The 16,382-nt window shown below is 72.9% G+C and carries 12 protein-coding genes and 1 tRNA gene; 10 read left to right on the top strand and 3 right to left on the bottom strand.

The genetic code is table 11. The annotated features are described in order from the left end of the window. The first annotated feature begins 21 nt into the window (after positions 1 to 21). From XM48_RS13620 to ptsP, 3 genes are all read left to right on the top strand, one after another. The gene (locus XM48_RS13620) at positions 22 to 2,091 is read left to right on the top strand and encodes a fructose-specific PTS transporter subunit EIIC (RefSeq protein WP_046456379.1); all 2,070 of its coding nucleotides are present in this window, start codon (positions 22 to 24) and stop codon (positions 2,089 to 2,091) included. A gap of 67 nt (positions 2,092 to 2,158) precedes the next feature. Next, complete coding sequence (locus XM48_RS13615; RefSeq protein ID WP_046456378.1) at positions 2,159 to 2,428, top strand: HPr family phosphocarrier protein; 270 nt, start codon at positions 2,159 to 2,161, stop codon at positions 2,426 to 2,428. Positions 2,429 to 2,496: 68 nt separating this feature from the next. Continuing rightward, a complete protein-coding gene (ptsP, locus tag XM48_RS13610; RefSeq protein ID WP_231580884.1) occupies positions 2,497 to 4,146 on the top strand; it encodes a phosphoenolpyruvate--protein phosphotransferase in 1,650 nt (549 codons plus the stop codon). Positions 4,147 to 4,183: 37 nt separating this feature from the next. Here the strand turns inward: ptsP and XM48_RS13605 are convergent, their stop codons facing one another. From XM48_RS13605 to XM48_RS13595, 3 genes are read right to left on the bottom strand one after another with little or no spacing between them, the layout of a single operon-like run. Then, entirely contained in the window at positions 4,184 to 5,395 is a 1,212-nt protein-coding gene (locus tag XM48_RS13605; protein ID WP_046456377.1) for a glycoside hydrolase family 3 N-terminal domain-containing protein, read from the bottom strand. Continuing rightward, positions 5,392 to 6,618 carry an MFS transporter gene (locus XM48_RS13600; RefSeq protein ID WP_046456376.1) on the bottom strand — a complete coding sequence of 409 codons (1,227 nt, stop codon included), beginning with the start codon at positions 6,616 to 6,618 and terminating at the stop codon, positions 5,392 to 5,394. Before XM48_RS13600 ends, XM48_RS13605 begins: the two co-directional genes overlap by 4 nt. Beyond that, positions 6,615 to 7,442 carry an SGNH/GDSL hydrolase family protein gene (locus tag XM48_RS13595; RefSeq protein ID WP_046456375.1) on the bottom strand — a complete coding sequence of 276 codons (828 nt, stop codon included), beginning with the start codon at positions 7,440 to 7,442 and terminating at the stop codon, positions 6,615 to 6,617. Before XM48_RS13595 ends, XM48_RS13600 begins: the two co-directional genes overlap by 4 nt. A gap of 122 nt (positions 7,443 to 7,564) precedes the next feature. On the opposite strand from XM48_RS13595, the gene XM48_RS13590 reads away from it, so the two are divergent. The 7 genes from XM48_RS13590 to XM48_RS13560 all read left to right on the top strand — a co-directional run bounded on the left by XM48_RS13590 (position 7,565) and on the right by XM48_RS13560 (position 16,373). Next, positions 7,565 to 9,376, top strand: a complete 1,812-nt coding sequence (locus XM48_RS13590) for a DEAD/DEAH box helicase (RefSeq protein ID WP_046456374.1) — start codon at positions 7,565 to 7,567, stop codon at positions 9,374 to 9,376. Between the two features lie 184 nt (positions 9,377 to 9,560). Further along, positions 9,561 to 9,645 (top strand) — tRNA-Leu (locus XM48_RS13585). Positions 9,646 to 10,181: 536 nt separating this feature from the next. After that, a complete protein-coding gene (locus XM48_RS13580) occupies positions 10,182 to 10,874 on the top strand; it encodes a response regulator transcription factor (protein WP_046456373.1) in 693 nt (230 codons plus the stop codon). Next, the gene (locus tag XM48_RS13575; RefSeq protein ID WP_046456372.1) at positions 10,871 to 12,616 is read left to right on the top strand and encodes a hypothetical protein; all 1,746 of its coding nucleotides are present in this window, start codon (positions 10,871 to 10,873) and stop codon (positions 12,614 to 12,616) included. Before XM48_RS13580 ends, XM48_RS13575 begins: the two co-directional genes overlap by 4 nt. 41 nt (positions 12,617 to 12,657) lie before the next feature. Beyond that, entirely contained in the window at positions 12,658 to 13,332 is a 675-nt protein-coding gene (locus XM48_RS13570; protein WP_046456371.1) for a GAP family protein, read from the top strand. Positions 13,333 to 13,384: 52 nt separating this feature from the next. Next, positions 13,385 to 14,965, top strand: coding sequence for a carboxylesterase/lipase family protein (locus XM48_RS13565; RefSeq protein WP_052961518.1), 1,581 nt, complete (start codon positions 13,385 to 13,387; stop codon positions 14,963 to 14,965). Positions 14,966 to 15,050: 85 nt separating this feature from the next. Next, a complete protein-coding gene (locus tag XM48_RS13560) occupies positions 15,051 to 16,373 on the top strand; it encodes a M20/M25/M40 family metallo-hydrolase (RefSeq protein WP_046456370.1) in 1,323 nt (440 codons plus the stop codon). The last annotated feature ends 9 nt before the right edge of the window (positions 16,374 to 16,382 follow it).

Here is a 16,382-nt window from a genome sequence, read left to right as displayed (position 1 = left end):
CGAATCCCGAAAGGAATCGACATGCCACTCATCAGTGACGAGCAGGTGGTGCTCGACCTCACCGGTGCCGACCGGCACGAAGCGACCCGTGCGCTCGCGGAACGCCTCGTGGCGACCGGTCGCTGCACCGACCTCGAGGTCTTCATCGCGGACCTGCGCGAGCGCGAGTCGAAGATGGCGACCGGGCTCCCGGGTGGTATCGGGATCCCGCACGCGCGCAGCGCGGCGATCACCGAGCCCTCGCTCGTGTTCGGCCGGATCGCCGAGGACGGGATCGACTGGGGCGCGAAGGACGGCCCGGCTCGGCTCGTGTTCCTCATCGCAGCGCCCGCCGACGGGGGCGACGCGCACATGCAGGTGCTGCCGCAGCTGGCTCGCGCCCTGATGCGCGAGGACTTCCGCGCGGCGCTGCTCGCCGCGGAGAGCTCCGCCGAGGTCGTGGCCATCGTCGACGAGCACGTGCGGCTCGATCCGGCTCCGACCCCAGCCGAGAACGCTGCCGATCCCGCATCCGTCGCGGATCCCGCTCCGGCGGAGCGCGCAGCCGAGCGTCCCCTGCGCTTCGTCGCGGTCACCTCGTGCCCCACGGGCATCGCCCACACCTACATGGCGGCAGAGGCGCTCGAGAACGCCGCGCGCGAGGCCGGACACGAGATCGCGGTCGAGACCCAGGGCTCCGCGGGGTCGACCCCGCTCACCGCCGCGCAGATCGCCGCAGCCGATGCGGTCGTGTTCGCGCACGACGTCGAGGTGAAGGATCGCGCGCGGTTCGCGGGCAAGCCCACCGTCGACGTCGGGGTGAAGCAGGCGATCTCCGACGGGCCCCGACTGCTCGAGCAGGCAGCCGAGCTGGCGGCAACGTGGGCGGCGGATCCCGAGCGCGCCGAGCGGGCCGCGGGAGAGGCCGCCGCCGGCGCGGCTCCCGACGCCGATGCCGAGCAGAAGGTCGGTGCGGGCACCCGGCTGCGTCAGTGGCTCATGACGGGCGTCTCGTACATGATCCCGTTCGTGGCAGCCGGCGGCATCCTCATCGCCCTCTCGTTCATGCTCGCCCAGGTCGCTCTGGGGGAGCGCGGTGCGATCGAGATCGTCAAGTACGGCCTGACGAGCTCCGACGAGTTCAACATCGCCCAGCACTTCGATGTGACGAGCCTCACCTCGTGGGCGGCGCTCTGCTTCGTGATCGGCTCGGCATCCTTCGGATTCCTCGTCCCGATCCTCTCGGGCTACATCGCCTTCGCGATCGCCGACCGGCCGGGTCTCGTGCCCGGCATCGTGGGCGGCGCGATCGCCACGAGCATGAACGCCGGATTCCTCGGCGGCATCGTCACAGGCCTGCTCGCGGGCGCGCTCGCCAGGTGGATCTCGAGCTGGAAGGTGCACAAGGGCGTGCGGGGCGTCATGCCCGTCGTCGTCATCCCGCTGCTGTCGACCCTGCTCACCGCCGGCCTCTTCATCACGGTGCTCGGTCGCCCCATAGTGGGACTCATGACCGCCATGAACGACGGACTGAACGGCCTCACCGGCGCGGGCGTGCTCGTGCTCGGACTGATCCTCGGAGCGATGATGGGCTTCGACCTCGGCGGCCCCGTGAACAAGGTGGCCTACGGCTTCGCAACGGCCGGGCTCTCGGCCGCGGGCGCCGCGATGGACGCACCGCAGCTGAAGATCATGGCCGCGGTCATGGCCGCGGGCATGGTGGCGCCCCTCGCTCTCGCACTCGCCACGGCCGTGCGACCCCGACTGTTCTCCGCTCCCGAGCGTGAGAACGGCAAGGCGGCCTGGCTGCTCGGAGCCTCCTTCATCTCGGAGGGCGCCATCCCGTTCGCCGCGGCCGATCCCATCCGCATCATCGTCGCCTCGACCATCGGGTCCGCCGTGACCGGCGGCCTCGTCATGCTCTTCGGTGCGACGCTCCGCGCACCGCACGGCGGCATTTGGGTGCTGCCGCTCATCGGCCAACCGCTGCTGTTCGTCGCGGCGCTCGCCGCCGGCGTCCTCGTGACGGCCGCCCTCGTGATCGTCCTGAAGGGCGCGGCAGCCCGCCGAGCCAACGCCAGGACCGCGGCAACCGTGCCGATCGCGGCCTGAACCGAACCATCGCACGGCCGTCGCAGGGCGGCCGTCCCACCCGAACACCCCGTACAGAGGAGTCATCATGGCAACCCGTTCCGTCACCATCGCTTCGTCCGTCGGTCTGCATGCCCGACCCGCCTCGCTGTTCGTCGAGGCCGTCGGCGAGTCCGGGCTCGAGGTCGAGATCGGTCGTCCCGGCGAGGCCGCCGTGGACGCCGGGAGCATCCTCGGTGTCATGGCGCTGGGCGCGAAGCACGGCGAAGAGGTCGTGCTCACCGCGGAGGGCGCTGACGCCGAAGCCGTGCTCGACCGTCTCGTCGAGCTGCTGTCCACTGACCTGGACGCCCAGTGACCTCCGCCGGCGACGCGAGCGGGTCGACCGCAGCGGGACAGGCTTCGGAGACCCGACAGGGCATCGGCGTGAGCCCCGGCTCCGCCGCCGGCCCCGTCGTGCAGGTCGCGTCGCCGGTGGAGCCGCCGCTGAACGAAGCGGCGGCGTCGGATCCGACCGCGGCCGCCGAACAGGCGGTCGCTGCGTTCATGCGCGTAGCCGGGGCGCTCGACGCGAAGGCGATGAACGCCGACGCCACCGCGCGCGACGTGCTGAAGGCCACCGCCATGATCGCGCGCGACCGATCCCTGCATCGCGCGGTCGCGAAGCACCTCGGCTCCGGGCAGGGGGTCGCGACCTCCATCGCGCTCTCGATCGACGAGTTCGCCGCGCAGTTCGAAGCGCTCGGCGGCTACTTCGCCGAGCGGGTCACCGACCTGCGCGACGTGGGCTCGCGCGCGATCGCCGAGGTGCTCGGCGTACCGGCCCCCGGAGTGCCGGAGTTCACCGAGCCGAGCATCGTCGTCGCCGAGGACCTCGCGCCCGCCGAGACCGCGACGCTCGATCGATCCCTCGTGCTGGGCATCGTGACCCGTGCGGGTGGACGCACCAGCCACACCGCCATCCTCGCGGCTCAGATGGGGATCCCCGCCGTGGTGCAGCTGCCGGACGCGACCGCGATCCCGAACGGCACCCCGATCGCGATCGACGGCGACAGCGGTACCGTCGTGCTGCACCCCGACCCGGGTGCCGTCGATGCGCAGCGGCGCATGCGCGAACGGCGCGACGCCGCGCTCGCCGAGGTCCGCGGGCCCGGCGCGACCGCCGACGGCCACCCCGTCGCACTGCTCGCCAACATCGGGGGCGTCGAGGACGCCGAACTCGCTGCGGCGCAGGATGTCGAGGGAGTCGGTCTCTTCCGCACCGAATTCGTCTTCCTCTCGGCCGGCGCAGCGCCGACGGTCGAAGAGCAGACCGAGATCTACCGGCGGGTCTTCGCGCCGTTCGGTGCGCGGCGCGTGGTGGTCCGCACTCTCGATGCCGGCGCTGACAAGCCGCTCGCCTTCGCCGACCTGGGGGAGGAGGAAAACCCCGCGCTCGGACGACGCGGTCTCCGCCTCTCGCAGGCACGGCCCGAACTGCTCGACGCGCAGCTCGAAGCGCTCGCGGCGGCGGCCGAGGCGACCGGAGCCGACGTGCGGGTCATGGCCCCGATGGTGGCGACGGCGGCGGAAGCACGCTGGTTCGCCGAACGGGTCGGCTCCGCAGGACTCGGTTCTGCCGGGGTGATGATCGAGGTCCCGGCCGCCGCGCTGCGCGCCGAGCAGGTGCTCGGCGCGGTCGATTTCGGCAGCCTCGGCACCAACGACCTCGCCCAGTACACGATGGCTGCGGATCGCATGCAGGGAGAGCTCTCCGACTTGCTCGATCCCTGGCAGCCCGCTGTGCTCGACGTGATCGCCGCGGCCGCCTCGGGGGCGCGCGCGGCCGGGAAGCCGCTCGGCGTGTGCGGGGAATCCGCCGGCGATCCGCTGCTCGCGCTCGTGCTCACGGGCCTCGGCGTCGGCAGCCTCTCGATGGCGTCGAGCAAAGTGCCCGCGGTACGCCTCGCGCTCTCGGCGCACGCGCTGGAGGAGTGCGAGCGGCTCGCCGAACTCGCGCTCACCGCGGAGAGCCCGGAGGAGGCCCGCGAAACCGTGCGGGCAGCGATCGCCCCGGAGCTCGTCGAACTGCTCTGACCGGCGGCGCGTCGCCGCCGGTCCGATCCGGCGCGGCTCAGTTCGCGGGCGGCTTCCAGCCCGCGAGCTCGAGCCGCAGCTCCGTGACGCGCGTTGCGGCGTCGGTCAGTCGCGCCTCGGGCACGGCCTTCGCGGCGACCGCGGCGACGATCCCGTCGACCGCGCCGGTCGCCGTCGCCTGATCCGAGCCGATCACCATGAGCAGCAGGTCGTTGCCCGCGGCGAGGGCGTCCACGGCGTTCTTCGTCGGGTCGGTGTACGCAGGATCGCCCGACGACAGCAGCATGCCGAGGTCGTCGGTCACGGCGACGCCGGTGAATCCGAGCTCCTCGCGCGCGATCCGATGCCAGAGCGGCGAGAGTGAGGCGGGCTTCGCATCGACCGCGGTGTAGGCGAGGTGCCCGAACATGAGCAGCTGCGCGCCGGCCCTGATGCCGTCGGTGAAGGGCGGGGCCTCGTTGCGCTGCCAGCTCGCGCGGTCGAGGTCGGTCTGCGGGATCCCGCTGTGCGAGTCGCCTGGGGCGGCCCCGTGCCCGGGGAAGTGCTTGAGCGTCGAGGCCACGAGTCCGCGCTCGCCTGCGACGGCGGCCGCGACGCGGGGGCCGGACTCGGCGGCGTTCTCGCCGAGCACGCGCCCGAAGATGAAGCTGTTCGGGTCCGAGGTGACGTCGGCGACGATCCCGAAGTTGACCGTCACGCCGCCGTCGTGGAGCAGGCCGGCGCGTGAGCGGAAGGCGGCGGTGGTCTGCGCGGGCGGCTGCGATCGGAGTTCGCCGGCGCCGGGCAGGTCGTCCCACGGCAGGCGGGTGACCTCGCCGCCCTCCTCGTCGATGCCGGTCAGTACGGGGAGTTTCGGGTCAGGGCTCAGGCCCGCGGTCAGGGCGCGCAATTCCTCCGGGGTGCCCGGGACGTTGCCGCCCATGAGGATGAGCCCGCCGAGGTGCTGCTGCGCGGCGAATGCGCGCACCGGCGCCGGGTCCGTCCCCTCGAACCCGGCCATCACGATGGATCCGGCGCGCTCGCGCGGGGTCCACGAGGCCACGAGGCGCTGGGCTTCGGCGTGCCGGAGCTCCTCGAGAGTGGGCGGGGGCGGGGTCGTCTTCGTCGGCTTCGGGGCGCTGGAGCTCGGGCGGGCCGGTGCCGGCTCGGGCGCGCAGCCGGATGCGCCGAGCAGCAGCGCCGCCGTGCCGATCGCGGCCAGCACGACGGCGAGGCGTCCGCGTGCAGTCCGTGCTCTGCCGCGGCTCATCGGCGCGGCCGCTGTTCGACGGCGCGGCTGAGCCACGCGCAGAGGAACCCGACGAGGCCCAGCAGGGCGCCGGCCCAGAGCGGCGAGACGAAGCCCCAGCCCGACGAGATGAGCGCGCCGGCGACGGCCGCGCCGATGGCGTTGCCGATGTTCAGGGCCGAGTGGTTGAGCGCGGCGGCGAGCGTGTGCGCGTCGCCCGCCACGTCCATGAGCCGCACCTGCACCGACGGCACCATCACGGAGCCGACCGTGCCGATGAGGAACAGCCCGATGGTGAGGGGGATCGGGAACGGCGCCAGCAGTGCGGTACCGGCGAGCAGCACGGAGAAGACGGGCATGAGGCCGATGAGGGTGCGGATCGCGCCCCCGTCGGCGAGCCTCCCGCCCAGCAGGTTGCCCGCGGTCATGCCGAGCCCGACCACCGCGAGCAGCCACGGCACCGCGGTCGCGGGCAGCCCGGCGACCTCCGTGGTCAGCGAGGCGACGGTGCTGTAGACCGCGAAGAACCCGGCGAAGCCGATGGAACCGATCGCGACGGCGATCCACACGCCCGGCCGGCGCAGCGCCGACAGCTCGGTGCGGATGGAGGTGCCGGGACCGTGCTCGCCGCGCGGCAGGGTCAGCGCGATGGCGACGGTCGCGACGGCGAAGATCGCAGCGATCGTGAGCACGGCGACGCGCCAGCTCGTCGCGTGGCCGATCGCGGTGATGAGGGGCACGCCGAGCACGTTCGACACGGCGAGACCGAGCAGCACCGACGCCGCTCCGCGGCCGCGCATGCCCGGCCCCATGAGGTCGGCCGCGGCGAGCCCGGCGATGCCGAAGTACGCGCCGTGCGGCAGCCCCGAGACGAAGCGTGCGAGCACCGCGAGCTCGAAGGTGGGTGCGGCGGCGGTCGCGATGGAGGCGAGCGCGAACGCGCCGGCCAGCGCGATCAGCACGGGACGGCGGGGGAACCGGGCGAGCCAGGCCGCGAGCGTCGGGGCGCCCACGACGACGCCGATCGCGTAGGCCGAGACGAGCATCGCCGCGCGGCCGAGCGCCGCGTCGGGATCGCTGCGGTGCAGTTCGGGCAGCAGATCGGCCGCGAGCTCGGGCAGCAGCCCCATCGCGGCGAACTCGGTCGCGCCGATGCCGAAGCCGCCGATGGCGAGCGCGAAGAGCGCCGGCCGGATGCTGCGGCCGGGGGAGGATCCCGGTGCCGTGCTCGGGGCCGGGGTCACGCGAGGTCCGCGTCGTGCCGCGGCGGGTGCACGGCACCGGGCTGCGGCCGCTTGGGCTCGATGTGGTCGCCGGACGAGACGTGCTTGATGCGTCGGATGACCCAGGGCACGAGGTGCTCGCGCGCCCAGACCACGTCCTCCTTGCGCGCCTCGCGCCAGGTGCGCACCGGCAGCGGCGGCGGATCGAGCGGGGCGAGGCTGTTCGGCACGTTCAGCGCGGCGAGCGCGGCCCGGGCGATCGTGTGGTGGCCCAGGGCGTTCAGGTGCAGGCGGTCGCCCGCCCAGTACCGGCTGTCCTGCAGCTCCTCGAGAGCCCACTGGTCGACGACGACGCAGTCGTGGCGCTGGGCGACCTTGCGCACGTTCTCGTTGAAGATCGCGACCTTGCCGCGGATCGACCGGAAGACGGGCTGGAACCCGGTGTCCACACCGGTGAAGACGAGCACGGTGGCGCCGGTGGCGCGCAGGCGCGACAGGATCGACTCGAGCTGCTCGGCCACCGCGTCGGGATCGGTGCCGGGGCGGATCACGTCGTTGCCGCCGGCGCAGACGCTCACGAGGTCGGGGCGCAGGTCGAGGGCGATGTCGAGCTGCTCGTCGGTGATCTGGCCGATCAGCTTGCCGCGCACCGCGAGGTTCGCGTAGGCGAACTCGGGATCGTGCTCCGCGAGCACCTCCGCGAAGCGATCGGCCCAGCCGCGCAGACCGCCGGGGCTCTCGGGATCCGGATCGCCGAGGCCCTCGGTGAACGAGTCGCCGATCGCGACGAATCGCGACCAGGGCAGTTCCAGCGGAATCGCATCGTTCGCCAGTTCGTCGGACATCGCGGGGATCCTCTCGCTCGGCGGGGAACGACCGCGCAACGGCGCCGAACTCGGGGGGTCGGACGTCTGCCGGTCGCGAACCCGGGCACGTCGCCCGGGCGCACCGGCTAGTCTAGAACGTTGTGACTGACTCGGACCACGGCCTCCACCTGCCGGGCACGAGCGCAGCCGAACACCTGCCCCCGGCATATCCGGAGCGCGCCGCGCACGGCACCGCAGGAACCCTGCGGGCCTGGCAGGAAGAGGCGATTCGCCAGTACCTGGAACGCGAACCGCTCGACTTCCTCGCCTCCGCGACGCCGGGAGCGGGCAAGACGACGTTCGCGCTCCGCCTGGCGTCGATCCTGCGCGCGAACCGCACCGTCTCGCAGGTGATCGTCGTCGCGCCCACCGAGCACCTCAAGACCCAGTGGGCCGACGCCGCGGCGCGCGCCGGGATCCGGCTCAACCCCTACTACTCCAACGGCGACGGCCTCGGCTACGGCTCGCACTACCACGGCATCGTCGTCACCTACGCCCAGGTCGCCATGAAGCCGGTGCAGCACCGGCTCATCACCGAGAACGCCGACACGCTCGTGATCCTCGACGAGGTGCACCACGGCGGCGACGCGCTGAGCTGGGGCGACGGGATCCGCGAAGCCTACGCGACCGCCAAGCGGCGGCTCTCGCTCACGGGCACCCCGTTCCGCTCCGACGACGCGCCGATCCCGTTCGTCGCGTACGCGCCGCAGGGCGACGGCTCGAAGGTCTCGGTCACCGACTACGACTACGGCTACGGTCGCGCGCTCGCCGACGGCGTCGTCCGTCCCGTGGTGTTCATGGTCTACGCGGGAAAGATGCGCTGGCAGACCTCCGCGGGCGAGGAGATGGAGGCGCGGCTCGGCGAGGGCAACACCAAGGACGTCACCTCGCAGGCCTGGCGCACCGCGCTCGATCCCGCCGGCGACTGGATCTCGCAGGTGCTGCGCGCCGCCGACCGCCGCCTGAGCGAGGTGCGGCGTTCGATCCCCGACGCGGGTGCGCTCGTGATCGCGACCGACCACGCGGCGGCCAAGGCGTACGCGAAGCAGCTCCGCGAGATCACCGGCGAGCAGGTCGCGCTCATCCTGTCCGACGACGCGGGCGCTTCGGATCGCATCGACGAGTTCTCGAAGGGCGAATCCCGCTGGATGGTCGCGGTGCGCATGGTGTCCGAGGGCGTCGACGTGCCCCGTCTCGCCGTCGGCGTGTACGCCACCAGCTCGTCCACCCCGCTCTTCTTCGCCCAGGCGATCGGTCGCTTCGTGCGTTCGCGCAGGCGCGGCGAGGTCGCCTCGGTCTTCATCCCCAACGTGCCGGCGCTCATGCAGCTCGCGCAGGAGATGGAGAAGGAGCGCGGGCACGTGCTCGAGGGGCCGAAGAGCGCTGAGGAGATGTGGGATGCCGAAGCGGCGCTCATGGCCGAGGCCGAGCGCGAGGACAAGGCGTCCTCGGAGCTCGCCGACGGCGAGGGCTTCGTCTACCAGGCGCTCGGGTCCGACGCACACTTCGACCGCGCCGTGTTCGACGGCACCGAGTTCGGTGGTTACGCCGAGGTGGAGAGCGAGGAGGAGCTCGAGTTCCTCGGGTTCCCCGGTCTGCTCGAACCGCACGAGGTGAAGGCGGTGCTGCAGCAGCGGCAGGCCCGGCAGGCGCGCAGCAGCGCGACGAAGCAGGGGATCCTCGAGCACGCGCCCGAGAAGGCGGAGGCGCCCGGGGCGCTGCACCGAACCCTGGGGGAGCAGCGCAAGCTCCTCAACAGCCTCGTCGGCATGTACTCGAAGGTGTCGGGGGATCCGCACCCCGCGGTGCACACCGAGCTGCGGCGCATCTGCGGCGGGCCAGCGGTCGCGCAGGCGAGCGTGTCGCAGCTGCAGAAGCGGATCGAGCTGCTGCGTCGACGCCTCAGCCCGTAGGGTTCGGGAGGCGGTGCCGGGGCTGATGCGGGGCGGGTCCGGGCCGGATCGACTCGTGAGAATCCGCTCCACGGGCCGCGACGCGCGCGGGCGACGAGCCCGGTTCGTCGGGTCTCGGGAACCGTGCTAGAGTTTATCTCTGTTGCCGGAACAAACCGCGAGGTTCGATCTGGAAGCAGTGTTCGCGCGGGTGGCGGAATGGCAGACGCGCTAGCTTGAGGTGCTAGTGCCCGTATTAGGGCGTGGGGGTTCAAGTCCCCCTCCGCGCACGCGAACGAAAAGGCCCCGGCCGAGAATCTTCTCGGCCGGGGCCTTTTGCATGCCCGGGCTTTCGTGCGTTCGCGCGGCCAGGAGAGGCGCTGCGGGCGTCCGGTCGGCGCGTGCCTGCGTGTCCGGCGGAAGTGACGCGGCCGGCAGGTGCGGTGCGGGCGGCGGGTATGGCTCGAGCGGCTCGGGCAGCACCGTTGGACGCCTTCGCGACATGTGGACGGCGTGTCGGTCGTAGATTCGGCGTCCAAACGTCGGGCTGGCGTCCACTTGTCGCGCAGACGTCCGGTCGCCGGGTTGGCGTCCAATCGTCGGCCCGGCGTCCGATCGTCGGGCTCGTGTCCATTCGTCGGTTCGGCGTCCGACTGTCGAATCGGGGTCCGGCCGTCGAATCGCTGATCCGGATGTCCGCCTGCGCGCCACCGCATCGGGGACCCGTTCGCCAGCGCACACGGCGCGCGAATATCGGTGATCCCGCTCTCGATGTCTCCGAGGGCGGTTCGGATATCCGTTCCGCGGCCACGATACCGTTGACCCCGTGGCCGCGGAGTGGGTGCGACGGGTGCTGGTCGTCGAGGATCAGGGGGCGTTGCGCGCGCTCGTGCACGACCTGTTCGCGCGCAGCGGCTTCGCCGTCGAGAGCCGCGCGACCGCGGTCGACGCGCTCGCCGCCTTCGCCGAGTTCGATCCCGACGCGCTCGTCGCCGACATCGACCTCGGTTCCCGCCCGGACGGCATCGAACTCGCGACGGCGCTGCGCCGCATCGCCCCGCACCTCGGGGTCGTGTTCCTGACCAACTATCCGCGCCGAGCCGCAGGCACCGAAGCGTTCGGATTGCCCGGTGCCGTGTTCGTCGGCAAGGCCGAGCTCGATTCGCCGGAGCAGATCCTCGCTGCTCTGGAGCGTGCGCTGCGGCCCAGCGGCCCCGCGGACCCGACCGACGCTGCCGCCGTGTCCGGTTCGGAAGATCCCTCGGCGCCGATGGCCGCGGGCGGGAGAACCGACGGGGGAGTGACCGCCCTCACCCGGCACCAGCTCGCCGTGCTCGGCATGGTCGCCCAGGGCTGGTCCAACGAGCAGATCGCACAGCACTCCGGTGCGACCGTGCGCGCCGTCGAACGTTCCATCAGTCGCATCTTCGACCGGCTCGGCGTCTCCGGGGATCCGGCCACGAACCCGCGAGTGGCCGCGGCCGCCCGCTACCTCGCCGAGTTCGGCCCGCAGCGGTGACCCGCTTCGTCCGGGCGTCGCGCACCGCTCTCGAACGGGGTCCGCTGCTCAGCCGATGGTCGGCGCTCGGCACCCTGCCCGTCGCCCTCACCGTGATGGGCCCGTACCTCGGGCCGGACGCCCCGCAGCAGCTCCCCGAACTGCTGCTCGCCGCGTCGGCGTCCTGGATGATCATCGCCGCGATCCTCTGCGTGCCGGCGCGCGTCGCTCGTGCGGTCCTCTCCCCCTGGGGACGCGCGGTCCTGGTCGGGGTCCCGGTGCTCGCGCTCGCCGCGGCGCGTCCGGTGCTCACCGACCTCTGCGCCGAGGCGTTCGGCGCCGATCCCGCGCCCGAGCGGTGGCTCCCGTTCCGCATCGCGACGAATCTCGTCGTCTGGCCGGTGCTGCTGCTCGCCATCGCCGTGCTCGTGGCATCTTTCCGGGCGCTGCGCGTTGCGAACCGGCGGCTCGCGGCCGCGATCGCGCTGGGGAGCGCCGATGCGGATCGGCTCCGCGCCCGTGAGGCCCGGGCCCGCTCCGCGGCCGCGGCGTGCGCGGCGGAACTCCGGGCCCGCCTGGCCGGGCTCGAGGCGACTCCCGAGGCCGTGCGCGCGTTCGGGGCCGGGCCCGTGCGCGACTGGTCCCACCGGCTCGCGGATCTCGCAGATGTCGGCGGTCTCCCCGGTGTCGCGGCGGACGCACTCGGAGCGACCGCACCCGCACCCGCACCCGCGGCTGCTCCGGCGACCCCGCGGCTCCGCCTGCCGCCCGTCGGCACGGTCTCGATCGCGTACGCGTTCGCCGTGCTCCCGTACGCGGTGCACACGGTTCCGCCGCTCCCGTTCGCGGCGGGCGCGCTCGCGATCCTTCTCGGCGGCGTCGCCATCGACCTGCTCGCTCGGAGGCTCAGGAGCGGCACGGCGCTGTTCGCGGCGCTCTGGGGCGTCGCCGGTCTCGCGCTCGCCGCGGCGCAGCTCGTGGATCCCGCGCTGCCCGCGCACTACGCGTGGGTGCCGGTCGTCGCGCTCCCCGCGATCGCCCTGGCCGCCGAACGGATCTCCGCACTGGTGCACGGCCTGCGCAGCGAGGAACGCCGGCTCGAGGCCGCGCTGCTCGCGCGTCGCCGCCGACTGGCCGAGGATGACGCGGGCACCGCTCGCGCGCTGCGCGCCGCGGCCGGGATCCTGCACCGGGATCTGCAGGGCGCGTGCGTGCACTTCGCGGCCGCGAGGACGCAGGAGAACCCGAACGCCGAGGCTGCCGACCGGGACGCGAACGCGTTGCGCGTCGAATGCGGCGCAGCGCTCGACCGGGTGGCCCGGGCCTTCGAATCCGACCCGGACCCGATCCCCGGCTGCGAACGGCTCGATGCGACGCTGCGTTCCTGGAGTCTCGTGCTCGCACTGGACGTGCGCATCGACATCGGCGCCCGGCAGGAGCTGGAGCGCTCGGACGCGCTCGTCGAGCGGGCGCTCGAGATCGTGACCGAGGGCCTCGTGAACGCCGTCAAGCACGCCGACGGCCGCACCGCCTCCGTGCGCGCGACCCGCATCCCGACCGGTGCCGGACCGGTGCTGCAGGTGGAGGTCATCGCACCCGGCGCGCTCCCGCCCGCCGCCGCGCTCCGCCGGAACGCCCCCGCAGCCGCACTGGGAGCCGAACTGCTGCAGCGCGGCGCCGACACGGTGCTCCGAGCCCGGCTCCGCGCGCCCGCTGTCGTACCACCCGAACATCGGGCCGAAGCGCCGAACTCCCCGGAATAGAGTCGCGATCGCCCCGCGCGGAACGTCTCAGGAGGACCAGCGTGAACGATCTCACCCAGCTCATCCCGCTCGCCGTCGGCGCGGTGATCTCGCCGTTCCCGATCGTGGCGACGGTCGCGATCCTGCTCTCCGCCCGGGGCCGCACGACCGGCCCCGCCTTCGCCGCATCCGCCGCGCTCACCGCGTTCGCCCTCACGCTCGCCGCCGCCCTCACCTCCTCGCGTGCCGGAGCCCACCGTTCCGACGGCGACGACCTCGTCGTCATGGTCATCACCTCGGTCCTCGTGCTCGGCTTCGCCGTGCTCGCCGTGATCAGCTGGCTGACCCGGCCCCGCGACGGCAGGCCCGCCAAGACCCCCGGCTGGCTCGCCGCAGTCGACACCATCACACCGCTCCGAGCCGCCGGCCTCGGCCTCGTCATGGGGCTCACCAACGCGAAGAACCTGCCCATCGAGCTCAAGGCGGGCGCGCTCATCGGCGCCCACGACCTGCCGCTGCTCGGCGTGATCGGACTCGCGGCGCTCTTCGCGCTCGGGGCGACGAGCGGAGTGCTCGCGCTGACGGCGCTCGCCGCAACCGGATCGGAGCGGATCGCGCGGGCACTCGCACGGCTCAAATCGGAGATGATCGCCCACAACGCGGTGATCATGACCGTGCTCTTCGCGATCCTGGCCGCTTCCGAAGCCGGCCACCTGATCCGCATGCTCCTGCACTGACCACCCCGACCCGGACCACGAGCCCGAGACCGCACCCGAGAGAGGACCGAAGATGACTTCCGAACACCGCATCGCCGAGGCGCCGGCCGGCCGTTTCGACGGAGAGGACCTCGACGGGGTCCGCCGCTGGCGGGGGATCCGCTATGCGCTCGCACCGACCGGAGCACTGCGCTGGCGGGATCCGGTCGCGGCTCCCGATGGGGGCGCCGCCGCGGTCCCCACCCGGTCGTACGGGCCCGCCGCTCCGCAGCAGTCGAACCCCGCGGTGCCGCTCGGCCCGGACACGGCCACGGACGAGGACTGCCTGTTCCTGAACGTGTGGGCTCCCGAGTCCGCGTCCGCGAGCGATTCCGCGGACGCCCGCCCGGTGATGGTCTGGATCCACGGCGGCGCGTACACCTTCGGTTCCGCGTCGCAGCCGCTGTTCGACGGCGCGGCGCTCGTCCGGGCGGGCGATGTCGTGCTCGTCACGATCAACTACCGGCTCGGTGCGCTCGGCTTCCTCGATCTCTCGGGCGTCGCGCCCGGCGAGTTCGACGGCAACCTCGCGCTCAAGGACGTGCTGCTCGCGCTGCGGTGGGTACAGCGCAACATCGCCGCGTTCGGCGGGGATCCGGGCCGGGTCACGGTCTTCGGCGAGTCGGCGGGCGGCGGGCTCGTGACGACGCTGCTCGCGACGCCGTCGGCCGAGGGGCTGTTCCACCGCGCGATCGCGCAGTCCTCGCCCGTCTCCAGCGTCTACGGGCCGGAGCGGGCGCTGAGCGTCGCCGAGCGGTTCCTCGTCGAGGCCGGCGGATCCGGCGGATCCGGCGGGCCCGCTGAGACCGGCACCGCCATCGCGGCCCGGCTCCGCGAGCTCCCGGTCGACGAGATCGTGCGGGCCGGAACCGCCGTGTACGCGAGCGTGCCCGACGACGCCCCGGGCACGCTCGCCTTCGCCCCGGTGGTCGACGGCGCGCTCGTGCCCGAGGCCCCGGTGACGGTGCTCAGCGAGGGGCGCGGGATCCCGGTCCCGCTCATCATCGGCACGAACCGCGACGAGGCGTCGCTGTTCAAATTCATGAAATCGCCGCTGATCCCGATCACGGGGGACCGCCTGGAGCGGATGTTCGACGACATGCGCGCCGAGCTCCCGGGTGCCGACCTCCCCACCGAGTCCCAGGTACTGGGAGCCTACGAGGGGGCCCGACACCGAGCGCTCGGACTCGGCATCGCACGGGACATCGGGTTCCGCATGCCGAGCCTCTGGGCCGCCGAGGGGCACGCCCGGGTCGCGCCGGTGTGGTTCTACCGCTTCGATCACAGCAGCCCGTTCCTGCACCTCATCGGGCTCGGCGCGACGCACGCGACCGAACTGCCGTACCTCTGGGGCAATCTCGACGGGGGCCCGAAGGACCCCACGTTCCGGCTCGGTGGGCGGCGGATCGCGCGTCGGATCTCGGCCCGGATGCAGCAGCGGTGGACCGGGTTCGCCCACGGCCGCGATCCCGAAGCGGACGGTGCCGCGCAGTGGCTGCCGTACACCGCGGACGCCCGCGACACCCTCGTGATCGACGGCATCGACCGGAGCGCGCCGGACCTCGACCGTGCGCTCCGCCTCGGCTGGGGCGACCGCGTGCTGACCTTCGAGTGAGCGGATCGCCGCGACTGTGACCCCGGATTGCGGGGTTCCGCTGAGAACCGCCCACCCCGGAGCCGGGTCCGGATAGCCTGGACCCATGAGTCAGGAGCGCACCGAGACCACCGAACCGCACCTCTCCGAGACAGCCCGCATCGCGCGGGATCTGATCCGGTTCGACACGTCGAACCGGGGGAACGGCGACGCCAACCCGGAGGCGGACGCGGCGGCCTACGTCGCCGCCTATCTCGCCGAGCTGGGGCTCGAGCCGACGACCATCGAGTCGGAGCCCGGCCGGGCGAGCGTGGTCGCCCGCGTCGCCGGCCGCGAACCGGAGCTGCCCGCGCTCGTGCTGCACGGCCACCTCGACGTCGTACCGGCCGATCCCGCCAACTGGAGCGTCGACCCGTTCGCGGGCGAGATCCGTGACGGCATGCTGTGGGGGCGCGGGGCCGTCGACATGAAGGACATGGACGCCATGATCCTCACCGCGATCGCCGAGCTGCTGCGCGCGGGGGAGCGGCCGCGGCGCGACGTCGTCGTCGCGTTCTTCGCCGACGAGGAGAACGGCGGGATCTACGGCTCCCACCACCTCGTCGATCACCACCCCGAGCTGTTCGCGGGTGCGGGCACGGCGATCAGCGAGGTCGGCGGCTACTCGGTCGACATCGCCGGCACCCGCGCCTACCTGATCCAGACCGGCGAGAAGTCGCTCGACTGGATCCGCCTGCGGGCCCGGGGCACGGCGGCCCACGGATCGCGCGTCTGGCGCGACAACGCGGTGACCCGGCTCGCCGAGGCCGTGGCCGCGCTCGGGCGCCACGAGTGGCCCGTCGCGCTCTGCGATACGACCCGCGAGCTCGTCGACGCGATCGCCGAGATCTTCGGCGAGGATCCGCACGAGGTCGATCCCGAGCAGCTCGTGCTGCGGACCGGCGCGGGCGGCGGCTTCATCCACGCGAGCCTGCGCACCACCACGAACCCCACCGTGCTGCAGGCCGGCTACAAGCACAACGTGATCCCCGACACCGCCGAGGCGCTCGTCGACGTCCGCACCCTCCCCACCAGCCAGGCGGGGATCCTCGACGAGGTGCAGCGGATCGTCGGCGACGACATCGAGATCGAGGCGCTGCACTCCGACATCGGCCTCGAGGTGCCGTTCGGCGGCGAACTGGTCGACGCGATGACCGCGAGCCTGCGGAAGCACGATCCCGAGGCGCGCGTGCTGCCGTACCTGCTCTCGGGCGGAACCGACAACAAGGCGCTCTCGAAGCTCGGCATCACGGGCTACGGATTCGCGCCGCTCCGCCTGCCCGCCGATCTCGACTTCCCGGGCATGTTCCACGGCGTCGACGAGCGCGTGCCGCTCGACGCGCTCGACTTCGGGCACCGGGTGCTCGTCGACCTGCTGCGCGACTACTGAGCCGCGCTC

This window comes from Leucobacter sp. Ag1, assembly GCF_000980875.1.
GTDB lineage: Bacteria > Actinomycetota > Actinomycetes > Actinomycetales > Microbacteriaceae > Leucobacter > Leucobacter iarius.
Note: the sequence above shows the minus strand (reverse complement) of the source record. Positions and strands in the feature narration are given on the sequence as shown.